Origin of the sequence: Paenibacillus sp. FSL R7-0652 (assembly GCF_038595045.1) — a bacterium.
Lineage (GTDB): Bacteria > Bacillota > Bacilli > Paenibacillales > Paenibacillaceae > Paenibacillus.
On record NZ_CP152001.1, the window covers coordinates 2308008 to 2332762 of the forward strand.

Here is a 24755-nt window from a genome sequence, read left to right on the forward strand (position 1 = left end):
GTTTATTGCTGCTTGCTTACATTGAAATGGGCAATCAGTTCCTGCAGTTCTTCAGACATATCATTGAGCCTAGTGGAGGAGTCCACGAGCGTAATCAGGGATGCTTTCTGTTCGTCCACCGATACGGAGATCTGTTCACTGCTGTCTGCTGTCTTGCTTACACTTGCGGACAAGTCATCTGCTGTAGCTGTCATTTCTTCTGTGCCTGCAGAAATTTCCTGGGTTGCACTGGACACTTCCTGAATTTGATGCGAAACCTTTTTCGCCGCTTCCAGAATTTCATCGAATAACTGCCCGGTTTGATCTGCTGCGGAGAGACCTGTATCGACCTCAGAAGTGCCCTGCTCCATCGCCCGGACTGCTTGTTTAATGCCCGTCTGAATTTCCTGAATCAATACACCGACTTGGCTGGTGGCCTGTTCCGACTGTTCCGCGAGCTTACGTACTTCTCCAGCAACGACGGCGAACCCTCTTCCTTCTTCACCTACACGCGCTGCTTCAATAGATGCATTCAGGGCAAGCAAATTGGTTTGACTGGATATGCCTGAGATAATATTCAGGATATCGCCAATTTCTTGCGAACGGCTCTCCAGCACTTCAATGGCAGCTGCTGTGTTTTTTACGGATTCTGTAATTAGATTCATTTGTTGAGATACCTGGCGAACCACACTGTTACCTTGCTGTGAACGCCGTTCCATCTCATAGGCTTCATCTGCAACACTTGCGGAGCTGCTTGCGATGGTCTGAATCACCGTGGCCATCTCGGACATGGCACGTGCACTGTCACGTGTAGCCTGTTCCTGTGAACGAATGTTAGAAGTGATCTGCGTTACGTTATTGTTAATCGTATCTGCATTGTCGCTGTTGCGTTCTGACACTTCGTAGAGTTCCTTCGCAGATTGATTCACTTCCTGGGAAGTCATTTGCACTTTTACGATTGTATCGTTGATTCTACGTACCATGACGTTGAATTTCTCGTTAACAAGTCCCAGATCGTCTTTTCCCGTCGGAATGGTGACATCCAAATTACCTCTGCTGACTTCATCAATCCCTTTGATCAGGTGACGGATAGGTGAGAGGGTATTTTTAACGACAAGGTATTGAATAATCAGGAACAGAAGCAGAAAGGCTACGAGAATAATAATGCCATTGACTAACAACGAATTCAGGCCGGCTGGAACGGCACTTGCATCTGCATCAACCGCGAAATAAGCAAAAATTTTGCCGTTGCTGTCTTTAATCGGGTAAGCGATGGTTGTCCAGGTTCCGAAGTCATCCGAGTAGAAGGTTGTGAACGTCGGACGATCTGTACTCAGCATTTCTTTCAGAGCATTAGCTACAACGACCGGTTGTTCGTACATATCGCCAATATTTACTTTATCACTCTGAAAAGCCTCTCTCAGGTTCGTTGGCATCGCAACAAGGGAAGTTAACCGTTTGTTGTCTCCGCCAAGCTCCACACCAAAGATATAGGCTTGTGCAATGTTAGGATAATATTTTTGCATTTCGTCAAAATAAGCTCTGAGCTTTGTCTGTGCTGTACCATCATAGCTGCGTTCAGTAATTGCGGTTTGTACCTCTGCCGGGTTAATATCCTGGGCCCATTTTTTCGTAATCTGTGCGACCTGTCCATGCAGCTGATCGACCAGAATCGTTCTTTGGAAGTAGTAACTGCTTGCGATCAAAGCCACGCCGATAATGATAATGTTCGTGAATGATAGCAGCAGGTTTTTGGAGAAAAACGACATGTTTTTCCAACTTAATGATTTCACTTAAATTCCACTCCTGATCTTCTGTAAATTAAAAACTCTAAGGTATGCTCTTGTACAAAAGCTACTTCATTAGGTCATCTCCTTCAAAGGAAAGTATGCGACAATGGTCTTGGTTTCTTAGTCACTGTGAGAGACTTATGTACCTTATGAAACCTCATGTGTCTAATTATTAAAACACATCTATACCTATTATGTCGTGCAATATGTCGTTAAATTGAATAGTTTTGTTAAAAGTTTTTTAATTTTTTACGTATTTATGGACACATCATTCTTTTTATAGGTATTTAGTACTGTTTATTATTAAAAATTACCAATTTTTAGCTTCATTCTGTATTCTATAACATAGTGAGGAAAAATACACTATCTATCATTCATTTGTTGCTAGATAAGTTACTAGATAAAAGGTCTTCATTCAGCTTGATAAGCATGGATATACATCGGAAGAGGTTTTATCTATAATAACTACATATGGTTGTTTACAAATTACGAGCAGGCGGGTGTTAAATAATGAATCTGAAACAGATAGCGGCAGAACATGCGGCATCGTACGTTGAAGATGGAATGAAAGTTGGATTAGGCACAGGCTCTACCGCGTATTATGCGATATGCCGGATCGGGGAACGGGTTCGCGAGGGGCTGAACATTCAGGCCGTAGCCACTTCGGAGGCTTCGGACAAGCTCGCACGGGAATGGGGAATCCCGATCATTCCATTTGACCAGATCGGACGTCTCGATCTGACCATCGACGGAGCGGATGAGGTAGATCCTGATTTTAACCTGATCAAAGGCGGCGGCGGGGCTCTTTTGCGTGAAAAAATAGTAGCAGCGAACAGCGATAAACTGATTATTGTCGCTGACGGAAGCAAGGCTGTACATAAGCTGGGCAGGTTTCCGCTGCCGGTTGAGGTTGTACCTTTTGCATCCGAATGGACTTTTCAGGCACTTGAAACCATGGGATGCCAGCCGCAGTGGAGAATGGACGGGCAGGAACGCTATCTTACGGATAACGGAAATCTGATTGCAGACTGTCATCTGGAAGCGATCGATCATGCAGAAGAACTCAATGTGCAGCTGAACATGCTGCCAGGTGTTGTCGACAATGGACTGTTTGTGAACATGGCCAACATTGTGGTCATCGCCAAAGAAGACGGCAGTATTGACGAGCTTCACCGTCCGTAATGAATTTTTAAAAGGGAAGAGGGTGCCCTGCTGTATATGAAAGAACTGCCGCTAAGAGATGAGGAACTCGTTCTACGCTCGGTGGAGCATGAAGACCTGTCCGAACTCTATGAACTGATCTATAGCGATGAAGATCCTGAATGGAAAAAATGGGATGCGCCTTATTATCCACTTGAACGTGAACGTTACGAGCATTTCGAGCAGCAGACGCTTGGGCGCATGGAAACGGATCAAAAAGCTGCGCGCCCCTGTTCCATCCGGGTCATTGAAGCAGACGGAGAAATCGTGGGAATGATAAGTTATTATATTGAAGATCCGTTATCCATGTGGCTTGAGATGGGTATTGTAATCTATAAACCATCCCGATGGGGGAAGGGAATTGGCACAAGGTCGCTTCAGTTGTGGTCGAGCCATTTATTTAGAAAAATGCCTATTGTGAGGGTTGGATTGACGACCTGGTCTGGCAATGAACGAATGATGCGGGCTGCTGCCAAAGCTGGACTGCAGATCGAGGGAAGGCTGCGGAAGTGCAGGATCGTTGAAGGCGTATATTATGATTCAATTCGGATGGGGATGCTCCGTGAAGAGTGGGAGCAGCAGCCGTCTAATGAAGCGGACGGAAATGTATACAACTGATGGAGGATTATAGAAATGCTGAACACGGAGGATAACCGGGAACTGTCACTGCAGTTGTTCGTCGTTCTAATTCGAGCTTACAATTCGGTGACATCACGTTCCAATCGGGACATCCAGAGCCATGGACTCAATTCCACGGAATTTGGTGTACTTGACCTGCTGTACCATAAAGGACCGCAAGCGCTGCAAAAGATCGGTGAAAAAGTGCTGATGTCCAGTGGCAATATTACGTATGTGGTCGACAAGTTACAAAACAAGAATCTACTGTTTCGCCGCCCCTCCAAGGAGGACCGCAGGGTGATTTATGCCGAATTAACGGAGGAAGGTAAACAGTTATTCACGCAAATATTTCCACAGCATCATCAAGTCATTATTGATATTCTGGAAGGACTTGAGCCTTCCGAGAAAGTGGATGCGATACGCCTGCTGAAGAAATTGGGGCTTGCTGCAGAAGGCAAAACGGACCTGCGTTCCTAACGTAGATCCGTTTTTTTTGTGCCTATTAAATGGCGTTACTCCTAGCTGTATGACTTGCGTACAGCTTCATAATATAGGAAGATTGTTTTACAGCGCCCGAAAATGTATATACCGCATCATGTATAATAGAGCAGTAGTGCTGCCTAAGACATAATTCATATAGTTATAGATGAAGCAGATGGATGTGCAGTAGATTGCAGACAAAGGAGGAATGCGTCGATGAGCCATCGGGAGGCCGGAGAACGTCTACTTCAAGATGCAGGGATCTTGGCTGAGAAAATAACCGAAATGCAGTATCGGCTGCAGCCCGACTTAATGGAGCGTTTCGGTACGATCGGAAAAATTAGAACCAAGCAGGACTCACAGTACAGCCTCAGCTATCTGGCAGAAAGTGTACTCGTCAAAAGTCCAAGTTTGTTCACTCATTATATATCGTGGTTAAAAGTGCTGCTTGCAGGATATCGGGTATCGGCGGAAGATTTGGAAACGAATCTTCTGCTGATCAAAGAGGCACTAGAAAAAGAGTACGAGCATCCTCACCGTGAATTCCTTTTGGAATATTTGGAGATGGGCATTGATGTAACGAGGCATGCACAGTCCCAGGCCAGTTTTATCCATACCTCCATGCCCTATGGATTGGAGGCACAGGTTTATTTGCAGCATCTGCTTGAAAATAAACGAACGGAAGCTTTCGAAATGATCCAAGCGGAACTGGATGATGGAGCATCTATTCGTGATGTGTACCGGTACATTTTTCAACCCGTCCAATATGAAATTGGCCGGTTGTGGCAGCAGGGGCAGATTAGTGTGGGACAAGAACATTTTTGCACAGCGGCAACGCAATCGTTTATTTCCAGGCTGTATTCCAGATGGCTGATTCAGCCGAATCAGGGTAAAAGACTGGTCGCTGCCTGTGTCGGAAGTGAACAGCATGAGATTGGACTGCGTATGCTTACGGATATATTCGAGATGGAGGGTTGGGATACGTATTATCTCGGTGCCAACGTTCCGAATGGAAGCATCGTGGAGGCAATTGAACGGCATGAGAGTGATGTGGTGGCGATTTCAGTGACAATGACTTATCATCTTCATTTGGCTAAAGATCTGATCGAACGCATTCGTAATCATCCAGAAACGGCCCACGTCAAAGTGATGGTTGGTGGTTATCCGTTTAACATAGACCCAGAATTATGGAGGACAGTCGGCGCTGATGGCTTTGCTCCGGGAGCGGAAGAGGCTGTTGCAGTTGCAGAGCGTCTGCTTATTCATCCGGTGTCGCTTGACAATGTAAGTACGGCAAGTGAATAGGAAAGGGATGAAGTGATGTCTAATGACAATGAAGAGATACAGAGGCTGCGAAGCACAATCGAGCAGTTATCCGACCAGCTGATTCGAAGCAAGGAGCAGGAGGAGCGCACACTGTCCGAATTCTCGGAAATGAACAATGAGTTGGCTACACTCCAGCGGCGACTGGCCAAGAACAATGCAGGCCTTGAATCAGCTCGGCAGCTGGCAGTGGCATCTGACGAATCAAAAAGTGCTTTTATGGCAGTCATCAGCCACGACTTTCGTACACCGCTGAACGGAATATTGGGAATGGCTGAGCTGTTGGCGCTGTCTCCTCTGTCAGAGGAGCAAAAAAATTCTGTTACGGTCATTCAGGATGCAGCCAGACTCCTGCTGAAATTAATACAGGACCTGCTGGATTTCTCCAAACTCAATGCGGGACAGATGCGCCTTGAACGGGGAGAAGTGAAGCTCAAGGACATTCTGGACCACATTATGCATCTGCTCAAACCGCAGGTTGAAAAGAAAAGAAATCAACTCATTATTGACTGTGATTCAAAGATCGCTGCTGTTCTTGAAGGCGATCCCACCAGAATTACACAAATTCTGATCAATCTGATTCAAAATGCAAACAAATTTACGACGGATGGCTCGGTTGAAGTGAAGGTTAAACTTGTAAAGCATCAAGTGAGTACCCAGATTGTTCGGTTTGAGGTGCGGGATACGGGAATAGGGATTTCAGAAGAGGACCAGGTAAATCTGTTCCAGCCTTATATGCAGACTGAACAGGGACGGTCAAAAGAGTATGAGGGCACGGGACTGGGTCTAACGATCTGTAAGTCACTTGTCACTCTAATGAATGGACAGATTGGAATCAACAGTAAAGAAGGTGAGGGCTCCACCTTTTGGTTCGAGCTTGAATTTGGACTAGGTATGGAAGAGGACGAAGAGGCTGTGCAGCAGGCTGATGCAGGCGCATCTTCAACGCATTCAGATACACCCGAAGAAGACTATCAATCCCTGCCAATTCTGCTGGCTGACGATAATGCCATTAACCGCCAGCTTGTGCTGCTGCAGCTCAGAAAGCTGGGGTTTTCCGAAGTCGAATGTGTACACAATGGCGAAGAGGCTGTAAATGCGTTTCGTCATAAAACATACAGTTTGATTTTGATGGACAGCATGATGCCTGTTATGGACGGCATGGAGGCTGCCCGTCAGATACGCACAATGGAGCGGAATGAAATGCGTCAGCCGACACCGATCATTGCGATGACTGGCAATGTGATGCAGAGCGAGAAAGACAAGTGTTATGAAGCCGGAATGAATGACTTTATCGGTAAACCGTTTACGTTGGAAGTGCTGGGCACGACTATTCGAAAGTGGCATTCGGCTTCGAAGCCTGTTGACATTCTGAATATGAACGTTGTTCGTGAAATTGCTGAATTAAATACGGACGGGAACGAAACACTGCTGAGTATGCTCCTGGAGATGTATCGTGCGGAAACACCGGGGAAAATCGAGGATTTGCGCAGACATGTCGTTTCAGCCGATCATGGTGCGGCAGCCGAGACAGCTCATGATTTGAAATCAGGAAGTCTGAGTCTGGGGATCAGCCATCTCTCAACCTTGTTCAGTCAGATTGAGGATTATGCCAAGGCAGAGCAGACACATCAGGCAGAACCACTGCTTGATCAGCTTCTTCCGGCATATCAGGCTGCCTGCGCAGCACTGCAGCAAACCAACCAAGATTGAAGTATGAAGCAGCAGTGCTGCGTCAACGTCATGTACAGAGTCGCTTTAACTTACTGAGAGCAGGGGAGGATTTCTTTTCATGATATTGTATGGTCTTGCGGCTCTGGTTCTAATCATTGCAGCTCTTCTGTGGGCTGGAGGACTTTATTTTTTCAAGACGGCGATTCGCCGCACCCCGAAAACATTTTTGGCAGATAATCCGAACCTGAAGACGGAGGCGGATGAAGAGCTGATCAGCAGTGCTTCTGATTTGAACTGGCTTGATCGTCAGCATGTCGAGACGGTTACGATTCAGTCCCACGATGGATTGAAGCTGTATGGCATCTGGCTCCCTGCGAAGGAAGAGTCTGACCAAACGGTTATACTCGCCCACGGTTATTCCGGAAAAGGCAGAGAAATGGCGGGGTTCGCCAGATTTTACGCAGAGACCCTTGGTTACAACGTATTAATGCCGGATGATCGGGGCCACGGTCAGAGCGAAGGAGATGTGATCGGATTCGGCTGGCTGGATCGGAAGGATTATGTTCAGTGGGTGAACTGGGTGCTGGAACGTGTAGGGAAAATTGCTGATATTGTGCTGCACGGCATATCGATGGGAGGCGCCACTGTGCTGATGACAGGCGGGGAAGAACTCCCGGCTCAGGTCGGAGCCATCGTATCGGATTGTGCCTATACCTCGGTTGAGGAGGAATTGACGTTTCAATTGAAACAGCTGTACAAGCTGCCGGCCTTTCCATTCATTCCGGTTACCAGTCTGATTACAAGATGGAAGGCGGGCTATTCTTTTCAAGAAGCATCGGCTCTAAAACAGCTCGCCAAAGTCAATGTTCCAGTTCTGTTCGTTCATGGTGAGGCAGATATGTTTGTACCCACGGAAATGGTCTATCGCTTGTACGAAGCCTGTCCTACGGATAAGGAATTACTAACGATTCCCCGTGCGGGCCACGGAACGGCTTTTCAGGTGGATCGAGACAAATACAAGTCGGTGCTGGGGGCTTTTTTGCAGAAACATATTCACAGCACCAGCCAATGATGAGCTGATTTCAATTACCAGAGTGGATTCGGGGTATTCATGTATTATTGAATCAAGTTTTTGTTTGGAAGGAGATAAACATGCCGCGCATCTCAAGAGAGTGTTCTTATTGTCATGAACCTATGGAAGCGGATGAATTCAAATGTAAATCATGCGGCAACATGGTTACGACCAAGACGGCTAAGCCGGAACAGCCTTACATGGCGGAGTATGACGAATCGGTACTGGACCAGTACTCGATGGTGCTGCTTGTGCTTATGACGCTGTTTTTTGCTCCCATTGCCATGACCGTCGGTGGAGTGCTGTTATTTAATGACCACGCAGGCAAACGAGACGCCGGGAAAATCCTGGTTACGGCCAGTTTGATTATGATGGTTGTCTATGTGATTCTTTTTTTCGCTTTCTGGTGAACGTTACTGTGAACGTCTAATTCCATTTGCAGGAGGTACCAGGGATGGGAAAACAACAATTTGAGGCTGCACGACAAGCTGAAGCGGGTTATCATTCTGACTTTTATAAAAACAATGAACTGTTTGAAGAAGGAACATGGATGTCCAGACCGATGCCCATGGTGATGGATATGCTGGAACGTCTGCTTGTTCACAAGCAGGAATTACGTGTACTTGATCTCGGATGCGGGGTGGGCAGACATACGATCCCCATTGCCCAGCGTCTGGCACAGACTAACAGTCAGGTCATCGGTGTTGACCTGCTGGATGAAGCTGTCGATGGGCTCCGTAAATATGCGAAGCAGTATCAGGTAGAACAGATCGTACAGGCTGAAAAGGGAGATGTCGAACACTATCCGGTTCAACCGGATGATTTTGATTTTATTGCGGCATGTTCATGTCTTGAACACACATCGAGCAGAGAGGCTTTTCTTGAAACGGTGGAGCGGTTAAAAGCAGGCACCAGGCTGGGAGGCATCCACTGTATTACGATGAGCACCAGCGTGGAGGAGAAGGAAATTCGAACAGGGCGTCAGATCGAACCGTTAATCGAGTTGAATCTGCCTACATCCGAAGCCATTACCTTGCTGGAACAGGCATATGAGGGATGGAACATTCTTTTTCAGGAGCACGTGACCCAGACGATTGAAGAAGAAAAGTATGATGAACCAACGGAGTTTAGATGTGAGCTGCTTCGGTTTGCTGTTCAAAGAATGGATCGCTAAGTCTTGAACTTTGCATAGTTAACATCTACAATACGATAACGGGTTTCATTATTGGTAATCTTCGCAGATTCGATGAGGTCTTATAAATGCGAAGGTTGGAGTGAGCGTTAATAGTATTGGAGGAATTGTGTTGTTGAAAAATTTGAAACCACGCCTGCAGGAGCCGGAAGTGCAGGAACTGCTGTCCTACTCGGTCTTTCCGGACCCGGATCAGGTGGATCAAGCGATCCAGCAGTATGCAGAACAGGATGCTCTGTTCCTGTCCGGTTATGAGGACGAAGATCAGCTGGTCGGTCTGATTGGATATGAACATACAGGAGCGAGTGAAATTACGATTCGCCATATTGCAGTGCTTCCAGAGAACCGGTTCAAAAATTACGGTCGGGGCATGATCTCCCAGCTGCTTGCAGCACACAATCCCGACACATTGATTGCTGAGACGGATCAGGAAGCGGTAGAGTTTTACCGTAACAGCGGATTTGTTGTATACAGTCTCGGCGAATTATATCCGGGTATTGAACGTTTTCGCTGTGTACTTGAGAAGGAAGACGAGGAAGACTTGTAAAGCTGAAGTGTGTGACGAGTACAGCGTAACATTATATTCAGATGAATCAGATAGGATGTTTGGCTTGGCATATGTGCTGAGCTGAATGTCCTGTTTTTTTGTTTTAAACATAGGAAAAAAGTATTGCCCTACAACATAGTTTCATTATAGAATAGTTTTGTTCATGAATAGTTCGTTATGTGAACTAATTTTGAGAGGAGGAAAGGATATGAATACTCCGGACGCCAAAAGCTTAGTGAATCGTTATCTGGATGCTTCGTTTCTGGTCAACAAGCGTTTTGATACGCGGATACGTGAAAAGGTAGGTCAGACCGTTACGACAGATCAGTTCTGTGCACTGCGTCTGATTCACGAGAAACCGGAATGCACGCCTTCGGATCTGGCAGAGCTTCTGTGTGTAGGCAAGAGCAGCATCACGGCTCTGGTCAACAAACTGGCTGACCGAAATCTGGTACATCGTACAGGGGACGAACGCGACCGCCGTGTAATCTATCTGACGCTGACGGATGCTGGTCATGAGCTGTACAGGGAGACAGAATTAGAGATTCGGAAGGTTTTGGAACCTTATTTGGAACATTTTACGCCGGAAGCGGTCCAGAATTTTATTGATTCATTCGAGAAGCTGGCAGCACTCCTAACACAAGAAGAAGGGCTGGAGAAGTAATGAGAGCGATATTAAAAGGGCGCTGGTGGATCATGGGGCTGTGGATTGCCGCAGCCGCCGTATTGATGTTTACCGCGCCAAACATGAGTGAGTTGATTCGCGAAAAGGGGCAGTTTTCTGTCCCGGATGGGTATTCTTCCACGAAAGCTGCGGAGATTCTGGATGAAGCGGCAGCCCAAAATGGGGAACAAAAAGGGACCTCCATTGCACTGGTATTTCATAATCCGGATGGTCTTGGCACAACGGGCAGACAGGAGGCCGAAAAAGCGGTCAAACTGCTTGAAGCCGATAAAGAAAAGCTCGGCATTTTGTCTGTTTTAGAGCCGTTCTCACAGCCGGAATTGTCAGACAAAATGATTTCGGCAGATGGTAAAACTATTCTGACTTCGCTCTCGATTGAAATGGGTGATCGCACCGTCAAGGAAATGCGAAATGACCTGAATGGTGCACTGAAATCAGTCAATGTTGAGCATTATATTACAGGTAAAGGTTTGATTGATGAAGATACGATTGAGAGTTCTCAGGAAGGACTCAAGAAATCCGAGTACATTACGGTAGTCTTCATTTTGCTAATTCTTTTCCTGGTGTTCCGTTCGTTTGTAGCTCCGTTTGTACCGCTGCTGACAGTGGGCATCAGTTATATCGTATCTCAGCAGATTGTTGCATTCCTGGTAGACGGAGTTAATTTCCCGCTCTCCACGTTCACACAAATCTTTATGGTGGCCGTTATGTTCGGGATTGGAACAGACTACTGTATCCTGCTCATCAGCCGGTTCAAGGAAGAGCTGGCACACCATGAGAGCACGTGGGATGCGATTATTGCTACATATCGTACGGCAGGTAAAACGGTGTTTTTCTCAGCTCTGGCGGTATTGGTAGGATTCGTGGCGATCGGTTTCGCGCAGTTTATGCTGTATCGCTCTGCGGTAGCTGTAGCTGTGGGAATCGCCGTGATGATGCTTGCACTTGTAACCATTGTGCCGTTCTTTATGGCCGTGCTGGGCAGGAAGTTATTCTGGCCATCGAAAGGCTCCCTGGAACATGCCGAGAGTAAAATCTATGGCGCAGCAGGCAAATTTTCACTTAAACGACCGTGGGCAGCCCTGCTGATTGCTGCCGCAGTGACGGTTCCTCTTCTCATAACATATGATGGGAAGTTATCATTTAACAGTCTTGATGAAATTGGTGACAAATACGATTCGGTTAAAGCGTTTAACATTATCTCGGACAGTTTTGGGCCGGGTGAATCCCTGCCGGGGCAGATCGTCATTCAAAACGACGAAACGATGGATAACGCCAAATATATGGCTGCAGCCGAGAAGATCAGCCGCGAAGTAGAAAAGGTTCCCGGGGTTGCGGGTGTGCGCAGTATGACACGTCCTACAGGGGACGAGATCAAAGATTTTGAAGTGACTAAACAAGTAGGTACTTTATCTGATGGCTTAGGCGAAGGGAAGACAGGTCTGGACAAAATCAGCGACGGTCTGAGCAAAGCCAGCAGTGAACTGAGTAAAAACGAACCTCAGCTCAAAGAAGCTGCGAATGGAGCTGGTGCGCTGACCAAGGGCACAAGCCAGCTGCAATCCGGTATTTCACAGCTCAGCGATGGACTGAAACGGATCGAAAAAGGCATTCGCGATGGTTCTTCCGGGGCGGGGGATCTGAAAGCGGGACTGCAGCAGGCAAAAACCAGCGCAGACCAGCTTGCCAAAGCGAATGATCAGTTACTGCAGGCCTATCGCCAGGCTGGAGCTGGTGTGGCTGCGCTGGGTGATGGAACGAAGGAGCTGGAGCAGCAGTTGACTGGTGTTTCAACGGCATTGACGAGTTTGTCCCAATCCTTCTCCACGCTTGAAGAGCGTTATCCAGAGCTGCAGCAGGACGCCGACTATCAACGGATCAAAGGCACGATCGGTCAAACAGGTTCAGGCACAGCACAGCTTGCACAGGGACTGTCCCAAATTCAGACGAACCTGAGTGCGGCTGCGGCCGGGATCAATAAAGCGAATGAAGGTTTTGCTTCTGCAGCATCCGGGCAGAAGGCGCTGACTGACGGTTTGGGCCAGATTGTAGCAGGTATTGGACAACTGGAATCAGGCTTGAAGCAGGCTGCGGACGGTCAGGGTAAAGTGATTAAGGAAATCCCTTCTATCCAGAATGGTCTCGGTCAGCTTCAGGGGGGACAGGAGAAGATCCAGCAGGGCTTCTCGGATCTGAGTGGTCAATTGACGCAGCTGACGGATGGATTGAATCAAAGTGTCGATGGAATCAAGAAGGTGTCGGGTGGTCTCGATTCCGCTCAGGATTATCTGACACAACTGCAAAATTCACCGGATTCCGATCTTGCAGGCTGGTATGTCCCTGAAGAAGCCTTGAATAACAAGGACTTCAAGAAGGTATTTGATACGTATCTGTCCAAGGATCGCAAGACGATGACGCTGGATGTTATTTTTGCAGAGAATCCGTACGGTAAAGAAGCGATTGACCGTGTGCCCGATATTGAAGCGGCAGTAAATCGTGCCGTTCAGGGCAGCGCGCTTGAGAAAGCTGACATTGCCGTAGGTGGTGTAACCAGTACGTTTGCAGATTTACAGTCGATTTCAAATAAAGACTATACACGGACGGTTATGCTGATGCTGGCAGGAACATTTATCATTCTGGTTATCCTGCTGCGTTCTGTGATCATGCCGATCTACCTGATTATTTCACTGCTTCTTGCATACTTTACAGCTATGGCACTCACGGAGGTCGTCTTTGTAAATATTATGGGTTATGCAGGAATCAGCTGGGTTACTCCTTTCTTTGGTTTCGTGATGCTGATTGCTCTAGGCGTGGATTACAGCATCTTCCTCATGGATCGTTTCAATGAAAACAAAGGCATGAGAGTCCAGGATGCGATATTGTATGCGATGAAAAACATGGGAACCGTCATTTTGTCAGCAGCGGTTATTCTAAGTGGAACTTTTGCCGCGATGTACCCTTCAGGGGTGCTCTCGATGATGCAAATTGCGACTGTTGTGCTCAGCGGCCTGGTTTTATATTCCCTGTTATTCCTGCCATTCTTCGTACCTGTAATGGTGAAGATGTTCGGCCGGGCGAACTGGTGGCCGTTCCGTAACAAGGAACAGTCAGAATCCAATGATTCGAATCATACTGTAGGCATGTAATCATCATCGATATGTAATACGGGAAAGAGGCTCTGCCGCATGATGCGGTGGGGCTTCTTTTTCGTGACAATCCACTTAATCAAAGAAAGGTTTCTGCCTAAGGACACTATCCCGCGCTCTGGCTGATTGGCTTTCATATGATATATGGCAGTTAATGAATAATCAGGAAGATCAGCAGAGAGAGGGGTGGCGGGATGGTATATCGTTATGTGGCTGTAGGAGATTCCTTGACCGTGGGTACAGGAGCGCTCCTCGGGACCGGTTTTGTTCCAATCTATCGTCGTATGGCAGAGATGAATCTGCGTACGTTTGTTTCCATGGACAATTTAGGAGTGAACGGACTGACATCCGGGGAACTGCTGCAGATGATCAATGCCCATCCGCGGGTGCGTCAGGCACTGCGTGAAGCAGATATCATCACATTATCCATTGGTGGCAACGACCTCATCCGTACGTTTAAGGCCAGCGGCGGGATTCCAAGTGCCGGGAAAATGACACAGGTACTGGGTGAAACGCGGCAGCACGTATCCCAGGTGATGAGACAAATTCGGCAGTTAAAAGGGGATCATAAGTATTTTGTTCGGTCTATCGGATTGTACAACCCGTATCCACAATCGACAGAAGCAGCATATTGGGTACGTCAGTACAATGCTTATCTGAATAGTGCCGGCTCAGGTAACTACGCCTGTGCACAGGTATACGACAAGTTTGAAGGGCGGGAGCGGGAGCTGCTGTTCTGGGACAGAGTCCATCCGAATGCAAGGGGATATCGGGTGATCGCCGAGCAGTTGAATCGAACGGGCTATGTTCCTTTTGCCTAAATGCTGAACATGACTGGACCGGTCAGACAACTTTGGATATGATGAAAGAGTTCGTTCAAACTATCGTAACAGAGGAGTTATAAACCGGTGTCTAACAACCAGCAGCATTCTCTTCTTCCGTCCGAGCAGCAGCTGATATCTAACGTGCTCGATTTATACGGATTCACATCAAAGTGGCAGGCCGAACGCAGCAAGGGCGGTATGAACAACACCACCTTTGTGCTGCACACTAGTGATGCAGATTATATTATGAGACAATACGAAACACATAATGACCAAGTGAAAATAGCTTTTGAACACGGCGTGCTGACCGCACTGTCGGATACAGCGTTTGAACTTGATGTACCGAAACCTGTCATCTCATTATCTAATGGGAGTGAGACAACCGATCAGGTCCCTACGGGAAACCAAGAAATGTACAAAGAAAATAAGAAGACGTACCAAGTCATTCGAGATCATAATACGGGCGCCACAAAAATCGTAACGTTGTTTCGTTATCTGGAGGGAGTCAATCCCGTATGGGATTCTCCGGGTCAGCTTCTTCAATTAGGCCGGGCGGCAGGCCAGTTATCCTCAGCCCTCGCAAGACTTGAATTGGCACTTGAACCGGTTTATCCGCCATATTATCGGATTGACGAAGCTTATCCGCTCTGTACGCCCGTTCATCTGCTGGAGCTGTGTGCTTCGCCGCCGCAGATGCTTGCAGCTTGTTCGGGAGAACTGGAGCAGCTGCGGCATGAGCTGCCAGGTTTGTTCGAAGCTTTGCGTGGAATGGAACAGCTTCCGCATCAGCTCGTACATGGCGATGTGAACGCATCGAATGTGCTGTTTGATCGTGAAGGGAATCCAAGTGCGATTCTTGATTTTGAGTTTGCTACCTGGGATCTGCGGGTTATGGAACTGGCTGTTCCGATGTCTGATATGCTGACCATGGACAAGAGTGAAGATTGGATGTGGCAGGCGCAGGCGAGCTTGATTCGGGGATTCCGGGAAAAAGTTGGACTCGCAGGTGAGGAACTGAAGGCCATTCCTCAGTTAATCCTGCTTCGCAGTCTGGATGTGGTGATGCATTTTATCAGCCGAATGATGGAAGGAACAGATGAGCCAGGGGTAGCGGTACAGCAGATTGTGAAGCTGAAGCAGCGAATCGACTGGATGAGGCAGCATGAGGATCGGTTACGCCAATTGTTAATGGAATAACTTGTGACTAATGTAAACAAAGTGCACGATCTCTGCTTTGGTTAAGTAGAGACCGTGCACTTTTCATTTTCACACCCAGCATACATGAATACAGCTCTACAAGCCCCTTTTACGGAACCAGCTTCGAACAGCCCAGCGTCGCTCCTGGCGCTTTTTATATTTTGGCAGCGTCCGATATACATGGATGGATTGCTCAAAAGCTTGTTTGGCATCTTCGCTGCGGCCCAGCGAACGATATACGGAGCCAAGCAGATAGAAGGCTTCACTGGAGGAGGAGTGGATCTCCTGAAACTGCTGCACATAATGAAGCGCCTTGTCACGGTCCGTATCTTTGAAGGCTGCGGCAAGGCTCAGGTAAGGCTCGCCGTACTTTACTCTAGGATTAATCTCAAGCGCATGTAAAATATGACGTTCGCCATCTGCGACGCTGCCCAAGTGCAGTTCAGCGGTACCCAAAGCTTCCCAATAGTCCGCGGATTGTTCGTACGGACGTTCCAGTTCAAGCAGGAGAGCATGAGCCTCACCGTAACGTTTGCGTTCGATCAGCAGTCTGGCCAGTTCCAGCTTGGAAGAGACTTCGTTCGGATTCAGTGCAAGCTGCTGCTTGAGCCGGGACATGCTGCGCATTCGTTTGAACGGTTTGGTGAAGCTGGGGAACACGCCGACAAACCGCCGATCCAGAAAGTATAGAATGACAAGCAGGATCAGAATGGCAAGGAATGGATTGCCAATGATCTGCCACAGCAGACCAAAAATGAGGAATTTAATAATCACAGATTCAACTCCAGTACCTTTTTAATCGTATCCGGTACGCTGCGTACGCCCTGAATATCATAGCATATCCCCTCTTGGAAGAATATGTGTGTCTATATAGTTCAGCGATTACGCACCATGGTTCTCCGGTAAGCAGCGGGTGTAGTACCCGTCAGTTTTTTGAACTGTCTATAAAAATGGGGCAGGCTCTCAAAACCGCAAGCATCTGCGACAGCAGCCATCGTTTCATCCCCCTGTACGAGATGTTCTTTGGCCATAATGACTCTGCGGGCCAAGGCATAATCAGTCAGTGTCATACCTGTATATCGCTTGAAAGCGCGGCTGAAGTGTGCGGGAGACACCGCAGCTTGCTGTGCGAGATCTGGTAAGGATAACCCGCTTCGCAGTTTATGATCGATGTCAGTCAGTGTTGAGGAGAGCCAGGTCGGAGCAGGAAGTGAAGGTGCGGTGCGAGCGGGTCCCGCAGCAGATTCCAGTCGTTCCAGGAAGATAAGCAGCAGCTGCAGGCGGAGCAGTGCAGCGTGAGCGCTTAGATGATGATCTGACCGAAATTCGGTATGAATATCGTCGATCAGTGCAGATACCTGCATACGATCGCTGCTGTTCAGATGTCTTTTGTATACACGCCTTTGACGGCAGCGTTCGAACGGATGCAGTAGGGAGGAGGACATTCCTCCGGCCGTGGAGGCAAGCAGCCCTGGACTGAAAAAGAGAGCCGAAGAAGTAACGGGGTTGCCGGCATCCGGCAGAGCACGGTGCACGGTGCTGCCAGGAATAAGAAACAGATCTCCCTCCTGCATATCTTCAAGACCCGTATCGATAAAAATACTTCCTTGTCCCCGATAGACATAGATAATCTCATGCCAGTCATGCAGATGATCCGGCAGCTCATTTTGCGGAGATTTGGTATCACTATAGACAAGGCGAAATGGAATGCCGGATTCGGTATGAATGGTCGTGCGCACAGGTGATTGTTCCATAAGGGCTCCTTTGGAGACGAGATTCGCTGAATGTGATAAAGTCATGAAAGAGTATATTTAACACAAAATAAGCAATTTAATTTCCTTTTATTGATGATACAATGAATTTAAAGCGTTTACAATAATAGGATGCTGCTTCTGCAGCTGCATTCTGAGTTCCCAAATAATCGGTGAGGTGAGTGTCCATGTCTGCAAGCACTAAGCGGCCAAGATTAAAGATGCATCTGCTCGGTAATGATAGTCAGCGCAAATGCAAAGAAATGATTGAACGTCCCGTCAAAGTACTGCAGATCGGAGAAGGTAATTTTTTACGGGGATTCGCAGACTGGATGCTTCATGAAAGTGCCCGGCAGGGCAAGTTTCATGGCAGTGTAGCTGTTACACAGCCTCGGCCTGGGGGAAAGGCCAAGCTTGAGCAGATTCGGGATCAGGACGGACTGTATACGATGATTACGCGAGGTCTGTTTGAAGGAAAGCGTGTGGAGCGAACGGAAATGGTTTCTGTTTTTTCACGGTTTATTAATCCATATGAGGAATGGCAGACATTTCTGGAGCTTGCGGAACTGCCATCGCTTGAGTTTGTCATCTCGAACACAACGGAATCGGGCTTGAAATATATACAATCAGACTATATCCCGGGTGAACCGGTTCAATCGTTTCCAGGCAAATTAACCGTTTTCCTGCATCAAAGGTATGTACGCTTTGACGGAGATCCTTCCAGAGGATTGGTTCATCTTCCATGTGAGCTGCTGGAGGGGAATGGTGACGTCCTGCGCAGCTGTGTACTGCGTCATAGCGAAGACTTCGGATATTCCGATGATTTCCGCTTGTGGATTGAGCATCACAATCTGTTCTTGAATAACCTGGTGGATCGCATTGTAACGGGTGCACCTTCTCGGGAAGAAGCGGATGCACTCACAGCGCGCTGGGGATATGAAGATCAGTTAATCAATACGGCGGAGCCTTATCATTTCTGGGCGATCCAAGGCGAGGAGTCACTGGACAAGCGCCTTCCGCTCAAGCAGGCCGGACTGAATGTGCATTGGGTAAAAGATCTGAAACCCTATCAGCTGCGGAAAGTTCGCATCCTGAACGGTTCACATACGCTGATGTCCTCTTTGGGCCTGCTTCGCGGTAAACAGCATGTAAGGGAAACAATGGAGGACCCGCAGTTCAGCTCATGGATCAGGGAAGCCGTACTGGAAGAGATTGTGCCTGCGATGGATATGCCTGAGCTTGAACTGGAGCGCTATGCGGAAGAAGTGTTTGAACGCTTCCTGAATCCTTACATTGATCACAAGCTGCAGGACATTGCGCTGAATACGGCTGGCAAATTCAAAGTACGTGTACTGCCTACTCTTCTCGCTTACGAACAGAGTCAGGGGAGCTGGCCTGAGCGGTTAATCCAAGGTTTTGCAGGATTTCTGTACCTATATCGCCCTGTGCATACGGAGGAGGGGTACAAGGCCTACCTTTTAAACGGTGAATCCATAGCTCTAAGAGACGACCCGGACGTGCTGGAGGCTTTGGCGGCACATTGGGATGGTTACCAAGATTCGAATAATAAGGCAGCTGAGCTGGAGAAAAGAGCTGCTGCCGTGCTCTCTGATGAAAGGATCTGGGGAGAGAATCTGGATGAAAAAGAAGGACTGCGAGCAGCCCTTGTCCATGAAATCGGTAAACTGGAAGGTGAAGGGAAATGAATACAACTAGTACAGTGAGTGAATGGATTGCGATCCAGCCTCAGGACGATGTCATCATCGCCCTTCGGGATTATGTAAAGGGAGAGCGTATTGATCTGCCGGACGGGGCGGGGTTTACACTGCGGGATGATGTGCCGAAAGGACACAAAATCGCTGTGCACGATCTCGCACAAGGAGCAGATGTTATGAAATACGGCTTCTCCATCGGTACTGCACAGGAACCGATCGCCCAAGGAAGCTGGATTCACAGCCATAATTTGAAGACGGGTCTGCATGGACTGCTTGAATATGAATATCAGCCTGGGCAGCCAATGGCTGTAGACATGCCGCCGGAACATTTACGCTCTTTCGATGGTTACCTGCGTCCGAATGGTGAAGCGGGAATCCGTAATGAAATCTGGATTGTGAATACGGTAGGATGTATTAACAAGGTGTGTGAAGCCCTTGCACGTATGGGACAGTCCCAATTTGGCAGCCGGGTTGACGGGGTATACCATTTTCCGCACCCTTTCGGATGCTCACAGCTTGGGGATGATCTGATATATACGCAGCAGCTGCTGGCTTCGCTCGTGGAACATCCAAACGCGGGTGGTGTGCTCGTCATCGGTCTGGGATGTGAGAACAACCAAGTGGATGAATTCCGTGAGTGCATCGCACCGGAATATTGGGAGAAGGTACGTTTTCTTAAAGCACAGGAGACCGATGATGAGCTTGAAGAAGGACTGCGTTTGATGGAGGAGCTGGTTGAGGCTGCGGAGCAGGAGAAACGTCAGCCGCTGCCGCTGAGCAAATTGAAAATTGGTTTGAAATGCGGAGGTTCGGATGGCTTATCCGGCATTACTGCGAATCCGCTCGTAGGTGCTGCTGCCGACATGCTCGTTGCTGCGGGGGGGACAGCAATTCTGACGGAGGTTCCGGAGATGTTTGGTGCGGAAACGATTCTGATGAATCGGGCTGCGGATAAGCATGTATTTAACGATCTGGTCGATCTGGTGAACGGCTTCAAGCAGTACTTCGTGAATCATGGTCAAAATATCTATGAAAATCCTTCACCGGGTAATAAGGCAGGCGGCATCACTACACTTGAAGAGAAATCACTCGGATGTACGCAAAAGGGAGGTCGTTCCCCGGTCGTCGATGTGCTGCGGTATGGTAAACGAGTGACCAAAACCGGGCTCAACATTGTCGAGGCACCCGGCAATGACCTGGTTTCCGTGACGGCTCTATCTGCGGCAGGCGCTCACATTGTGCTGTTTACGACAGGGCGCGGTACACCTTTTGGCGGACCGGTCCCTACGGTCAAAATTGCTACGCAATCGGATTTGGCGAATCGTAAAAAGCACTGGATTGACTTTAACGCAGGTCAGCTGCTTGAAGGACAGACGATGGATCAAGTCAAAGAGCAATTATTCAGTCAGATCATTGATATTGCTTCAGGACGTGCGCAGACATTGAGTGAGCAGCACGGTTTTCGAGAGATCGCCATCTTCAAAGATGGGGTTATTCTCTAAACTTCTAAACTAAACGTACCTGCTGCAAAATAAAATAAGGCAGCAATCCGGCTCTGCTTGCAGCAGACAGCCGAATTGCTGCCTTATTCAGGTTTAATGCCTTACGCATGGATGAGCCGCTCGGCACAGGAAGAATCGCTATGCTGTGAATTCAAAGATCTGCACTCCGCGTGCTTCAATCTCGATAAGTCCTGCACACGATTTTCCCGTTAACAGTTCACGAGCTTCTGTATCCCCCAGATCATAGGACTGTGCGGAATCGTGGTGATTCATAACGAAGAGATAGTCTACCCCGTCTTTAGTTCGCGCACAGACTTCTACACCCCGGGGAGTTTCAAGCAGAGGTTCTATGTTTTTGGCTGCTGCCAGTTCAGCAAGCAAACCGTCCAGGAAAATGTCATCCGGATCGGAGGCGACATACCAGGCTTCCCCTAGACCAAAAGGATTACGAGTAAGCACAGGCATTCCTTGATAGAAATCCTCGCCATATTCAGCAATCACTTCCGCACCTTCGCTGTGCAGGAGGTCACACAGCATTCCGCATTCATACACGCCATCAAGTGAGCCAAACTTTTCCTTCAGAACGATGCTGTTTTTCTGATCGGGCAGCAGGGCATCAATCTCTTCGACCCAGATGCCAAGCAGGCTGCGAAGCTCGCCCGGATAACCGCCGGTGGTCACGAGATCCTGTTCATTAACTATCCCGCTGAAGAAAGTGGTCAGGAATGTACCGCCTGCAGCTGTAAACTGCTCCAGCTTCGCCGCAAAGCCCGGTTTGACCATGTAAAGAACAGGGGCAAGGACCAGATCATATGAGCTGATATCGCTGTCAACACTAACAATATCCACTTGAATATTGCGGTGAAAGAAGGCCGCGTAGTATTTATGGATTTGATCGACATATTTTAGCGCCACTGTTGGCCCGCTTGATTTCTCGATAGCCCACCAGTTATCCCAATCGAATACAATCGCCACCTTGGATTGAACTGCGGCATCTAGTGTGGTATTACCAAGCTGCTGCAGCTCCCTGCCAAGCTGCGCGACCTCTCGGAATACCCGTGTGTTTTCGTGTCCTGCATGTTCAATGACGGCACCATGGTATTTCTCGCATGCACCGATTGATCGGCGGAGCTGGAAGAACATGACGGTGTCCGCGCCGTGTGCGATGGATTGATAACTCCACAGACGCATGACACCAGGGCGCTTGAGCGAATTATAAGGCTGCCAGTTCTGCTGGCTTGGTGTCTGCTCCATCAGCATAAACGGCTGACCGTCTTTGAGTCCGCGCATAAGATCATGGGCCATTGCGGTATAACTGATCGGTGTGGAGAGACCGGGATAGCTGTCCCAGGAGACAATGTCCATATATTTTGCCCATTTGAAGTAGTCCAACTGTTTGAAAAAGCCCATCAGATTGGTTGTGACCACCGAATCGGGAATATGCTTTTTAATGGCATGATACTCAAGCAGATAACACTCCAGCATACTGTCCGAGTTGAAGCGGGAGTAGTCGAGCGAGATCCCCTGAAAAGAAGAGCTGTTATGTCCCCAATGTTCACTCAGATTACTCGGAAGCACAATTTCGTCCCAATCATAGAACGTATGCCCCCAGAAGTTTGTGTTCCAGGCTTTATTCACCTGTTCAATAGTCTTGTAGCGTTTTTTCAGATAGACACGAAATGCCTTTTCGCAGTTTTCACAATAACACTCGCCGCCGTATTCGTTGGATACGTGCCAGACGAGAACAGCCGGATGATCTTGATATCGTTCCGCGAGTTTATCCGCGATGATCTCGGAATACTTGCGGTAGGTGGGACTGTTCGGACAAGAGTTATGTCGTCCGCCGAATTTTCGTTTGCGCCCGTCCGTGTCCACGCGCAGCACGTCCGGATAATTTTTGGCCATCCAGGCTGGATGTGCAGCGGTACTCGTAGCAAGACAGATGTACACACCATTCTGGTACAAACGATCAATCAGCTGATCCAGATCTTCAAAACGATAAGTCACTTCATCAGGCTGAATCAGTGCCCAGGAAAAGACGTTAATGGTTGCCATATCAATGCCTGCCAGTTTGAACATACGGAGGTCTTCCAAGTGGGTCTCATGATCCCATTGTTCAGGGTTGTAATCGCCTCCATAAAACATTTTGGGTAGTTTGCTGCTGATCACCGCGCTCACCTCTTGTATAAGAATAATCCAATACTATATGATACCTATGACATTTAAAATATAATAAAAGTAATGAGGTATATAAGAATACGGAACTTAATATTACGGTACGCAAGGAGGTTTTTATGCTCATTTCACCCGGGCATCAACGTTATTTTATGACACCGCGGGATCAGCCGCTGCCGCTGTACATTGAGAGCATAGGTTATAACGGCAGTCAGGAGAAAGTCTCCAGACCTGCAGGTTACCCGTGTTATCACTGGCTCCAGACGGTAAAAGGAGCAGGGGAATTTAAGCTGTCCGGCGCTTCCATAACGATAGGAGCGGCCTCGGGCATTTTGCTTCCGCCAAACCTGCCGCATGAATATGTTCGTGCTCAAAGTGAATGGGAGACGATCTATATTACATTCGGTGGTTCTCAATGTGCCGCCATTGTCGACTCACTTGGTTTAAATGAGACCGCTCTGCGCCAGTGGGATGGGAATAGTCCGCTGGGCGACTATGCGCAGCAGGTGCTGGATTCAATCGGGAGCGACCAGGATTTATCCGGACTGGAGGCTTCGGCCGATATGTACCGTTTTTTAATTCTGCTCAAAAAACACGGCATGACCGGCAATCGTTTCTCCATCTCACATGCTGTAACCAGACTTGCTCCGCTCCTTGCGTTCATGGAGCAGCATTATAGTGACCCTGGCATTGGGCTGGAGCAGATGGCATCCATTACCGGAATCTCGTCCAGGTATCTGAATACGCTGTTTAAACAGTCCTTCGGCATAACCGCCTATAGTTATTTCATCCTGCTTCGCCTACGTAAAGCCAAAGAAATGCTGACCGGAAGTACAGACCTTACGATTAAGGAGACCGCGGCACGGGCCGGATTTCGGGATGCCAGTCATTTTGTTGCAACTTTCCGGCGAACTGAAGGGGTCACACCGGAGCAGTTCCGTAACTTGTACTAATTAGGACCAAGTTGAACAAAAAGATATACAGAAGGGTATTGATGCTTCTTCCTGTTGCCGTTATGATGGTATCGAATCCTAGAATCGAAAACGATTAAACGGATGTAATCCGTGCCAACGAGAGAGGATGAGCCATATGATGAGTTCAATTATTCCTTTGTGGGAGCAGGCGGCCCCCTATGCGGCTGCAGGTCGTGAAGACGAAATGCCGCATCTGATCCCTTTTATTCAACCTGGTTCCGAGAGCGCTGTCATTGTATGTCCAGGAGGCGGTTATGGTGGTCTCGCTGATCACGAGGGTGCACCAATAGCAGCGTTGTTAAACCGTGCCGGGATTAGTGCTTTTGTACTCAAGTATCGGGTAGCGCCGCATCGTCATCCAGCGCCTAAGGCTGACGGACAGCGAGCCATCCGCTATGTTCGTGCCCATGCAGAACAATACGGAATCAACCCGTCCAAGATCGCTGTGCTTGGTTTTTCGGCGGGCGGCCATTTAACAGCAACGTTGGGAACACAGTATGATGATGGACAACCGGACCATGAAGATTGGATTGAACGGTACAGCTCTCGTCCAGACCGTGTCATTCTCTGCTATCCGGTCATTACGATGGGATCTTACGGACATGAGGGCTCACGTATCAATTTGCTGGGCGAGGATGCATCGGACGAACAGATTCGGGCTTTTAGTGCAGAGCAGCGGGTTAAAGCAGATGCTCCGGAAGCATTCATCTGGCACACCAGTAATGATCAGGCTGTACCCGTAGAGAATAGTTTGCGATATGCTCTGGCTTTAGGGATACATGGAATTCCATATGATCTGCATGTATTTGAAAAAGGTCCACACGGCTTGGGGCTGGCGGAGAACGATAATGCCGTGCGTGTATGGTCTGATCTGTGCCTCACATGGCTTAAAAATCAAGGCTGGTAATAAC

21 protein-coding genes are annotated in these 24755 nt (G+C 48.2%); 17 read left to right on the forward strand and 4 right to left on the reverse strand.

Features of this window, described 5'->3' with window-relative positions; translation table 11 throughout:
• Window positions 1-2 precede the first annotated feature (2 nt).
• Window positions 3-1748, reverse strand: coding sequence for a HAMP domain-containing methyl-accepting chemotaxis protein (locus MKY97_RS10565; protein ID WP_342556297.1), 1746 nt, complete (start codon window positions 1746-1748; stop codon window positions 3-5).
• Window positions 1749-2279: 531 nt separating this feature from the next.
• Between MKY97_RS10565 and rpiA the strand changes: the two genes are divergently transcribed.
• The 13 genes from rpiA to MKY97_RS10630 all read left to right on the forward strand — a co-directional run bounded on the left by rpiA (window position 2280) and on the right by MKY97_RS10630 (window position 15727).
• On the forward strand, window positions 2280-2951 hold the full coding sequence (rpiA, locus tag MKY97_RS10570; protein WP_342555390.1) for a ribose-5-phosphate isomerase RpiA: 672 nt from the start codon (window positions 2280-2282) through the stop codon (window positions 2949-2951).
• 36 nt (window positions 2952-2987) lie between these two features.
• A complete protein-coding gene (locus MKY97_RS10575) occupies window positions 2988-3587 on the forward strand; it encodes a GNAT family protein (protein ID WP_342555391.1) in 600 nt (199 codons plus the stop codon).
• Between the two features lie 15 nt (window positions 3588-3602).
• On the forward strand, window positions 3603-4064 hold the full coding sequence (locus tag MKY97_RS10580) for a MarR family transcriptional regulator (RefSeq protein WP_342555392.1): 462 nt from the start codon (window positions 3603-3605) through the stop codon (window positions 4062-4064).
• 219 nt (window positions 4065-4283) lie between these two features.
• Complete coding sequence (locus MKY97_RS10585; protein WP_342555393.1) at window positions 4284-5372, forward strand: cobalamin-dependent protein; 1089 nt, start codon at window positions 4284-4286, stop codon at window positions 5370-5372.
• 15 nt (window positions 5373-5387) lie between these two features.
• Window positions 5388-7103: an ATP-binding protein gene (locus tag MKY97_RS10590; RefSeq protein ID WP_342555394.1), complete on the forward strand. Its 1716-nt coding sequence runs from the start codon at window positions 5388-5390 to the stop codon at window positions 7101-7103.
• A 79-nt stretch (window positions 7104-7182) separates the two neighbouring features.
• The gene (locus MKY97_RS10595) at window positions 7183-8136 is read left to right on the forward strand and encodes an alpha/beta fold hydrolase (RefSeq protein ID WP_342555395.1); all 954 of its coding nucleotides are present in this window, start codon (window positions 7183-7185) and stop codon (window positions 8134-8136) included.
• Between the two features lie 80 nt (window positions 8137-8216).
• Complete coding sequence (locus MKY97_RS10600; protein ID WP_342555396.1) at window positions 8217-8546, forward strand: hypothetical protein; 330 nt, start codon at window positions 8217-8219, stop codon at window positions 8544-8546.
• Window positions 8547-8590: 44 nt separating this feature from the next.
• Entirely contained in the window at window positions 8591-9310 is a 720-nt protein-coding gene (locus tag MKY97_RS10605) for a class I SAM-dependent methyltransferase (RefSeq protein WP_342555397.1), read from the forward strand.
• Between the two features lie 127 nt (window positions 9311-9437).
• The gene (locus MKY97_RS10610; protein ID WP_342555398.1) at window positions 9438-9875 is read left to right on the forward strand and encodes a GNAT family N-acetyltransferase; all 438 of its coding nucleotides are present in this window, start codon (window positions 9438-9440) and stop codon (window positions 9873-9875) included.
• Between the two features lie 208 nt (window positions 9876-10083).
• Window positions 10084-10539 carry a MarR family transcriptional regulator gene (locus MKY97_RS10615; protein WP_342555399.1) on the forward strand — a complete coding sequence of 152 codons (456 nt, stop codon included), beginning with the start codon at window positions 10084-10086 and terminating at the stop codon, window positions 10537-10539.
• On the forward strand, window positions 10539-13706 hold the full coding sequence (locus MKY97_RS10620; protein WP_342555400.1) for an MMPL family transporter: 3168 nt from the start codon (window positions 10539-10541) through the stop codon (window positions 13704-13706). The genes MKY97_RS10615 and MKY97_RS10620 overlap by 1 nt, the downstream gene beginning before the upstream one ends.
• A gap of 194 nt (window positions 13707-13900) precedes the next feature.
• Entirely contained in the window at window positions 13901-14527 is a 627-nt protein-coding gene (locus MKY97_RS10625) for a GDSL-type esterase/lipase family protein (protein WP_342555401.1), read from the forward strand.
• A gap of 87 nt (window positions 14528-14614) precedes the next feature.
• Window positions 14615-15727, forward strand: a complete 1113-nt coding sequence (locus MKY97_RS10630) for a phosphotransferase (RefSeq protein WP_342555402.1) — start codon at window positions 14615-14617, stop codon at window positions 15725-15727.
• A gap of 96 nt (window positions 15728-15823) precedes the next feature.
• On the opposite strand, the gene MKY97_RS10635 is transcribed toward MKY97_RS10630, so the two are convergent.
• On the reverse strand, window positions 15824-16501 hold the full coding sequence (locus MKY97_RS10635; protein WP_342555403.1) for a tetratricopeptide repeat protein: 678 nt from the start codon (window positions 16499-16501) through the stop codon (window positions 15824-15826).
• Window positions 16502-16602: 101 nt separating this feature from the next.
• On the reverse strand, window positions 16603-17481 hold the full coding sequence (locus MKY97_RS10640) for an AraC family transcriptional regulator (protein ID WP_342555404.1): 879 nt from the start codon (window positions 17479-17481) through the stop codon (window positions 16603-16605).
• Window positions 17482-17666: 185 nt separating this feature from the next.
• On the opposite strand from MKY97_RS10640, the gene MKY97_RS10645 reads away from it, so the two are divergent.
• Together MKY97_RS10645 and MKY97_RS10650 are read left to right on the forward strand one after the other, a co-directional pair.
• Window positions 17667-19184, forward strand: a complete 1518-nt coding sequence (locus MKY97_RS10645) for a tagaturonate reductase (RefSeq protein WP_342555405.1) — start codon at window positions 17667-17669, stop codon at window positions 19182-19184.
• Complete coding sequence (locus MKY97_RS10650; RefSeq protein WP_342555406.1) at window positions 19181-20695, forward strand: altronate dehydratase family protein; 1515 nt, start codon at window positions 19181-19183, stop codon at window positions 20693-20695. Before MKY97_RS10645 ends, MKY97_RS10650 begins: the two co-directional genes overlap by 4 nt.
• Before the next feature lie 138 nt (window positions 20696-20833).
• Here MKY97_RS10650 and MKY97_RS10655 read toward each other — a convergent pair whose 3' ends face one another.
• Window positions 20834-22864 carry a beta-galactosidase gene (locus tag MKY97_RS10655; RefSeq protein ID WP_342555407.1) on the reverse strand — a complete coding sequence of 677 codons (2031 nt, stop codon included), beginning with the start codon at window positions 22862-22864 and terminating at the stop codon, window positions 20834-20836.
• Between the two features lie 125 nt (window positions 22865-22989).
• Between MKY97_RS10655 and MKY97_RS10660 the strand changes: the two genes are divergently transcribed.
• Together MKY97_RS10660 and MKY97_RS10665 are read left to right on the forward strand one after the other, a co-directional pair.
• The gene (locus MKY97_RS10660; protein WP_342555408.1) at window positions 22990-23823 is read left to right on the forward strand and encodes a helix-turn-helix transcriptional regulator; all 834 of its coding nucleotides are present in this window, start codon (window positions 22990-22992) and stop codon (window positions 23821-23823) included.
• Window positions 23824-23959: 136 nt separating this feature from the next.
• Window positions 23960-24751, forward strand: coding sequence for an alpha/beta hydrolase (locus MKY97_RS10665; RefSeq protein ID WP_342555409.1), 792 nt, complete (start codon window positions 23960-23962; stop codon window positions 24749-24751).
• The last annotated feature ends 4 nt before the right edge of the window (window positions 24752-24755 follow it).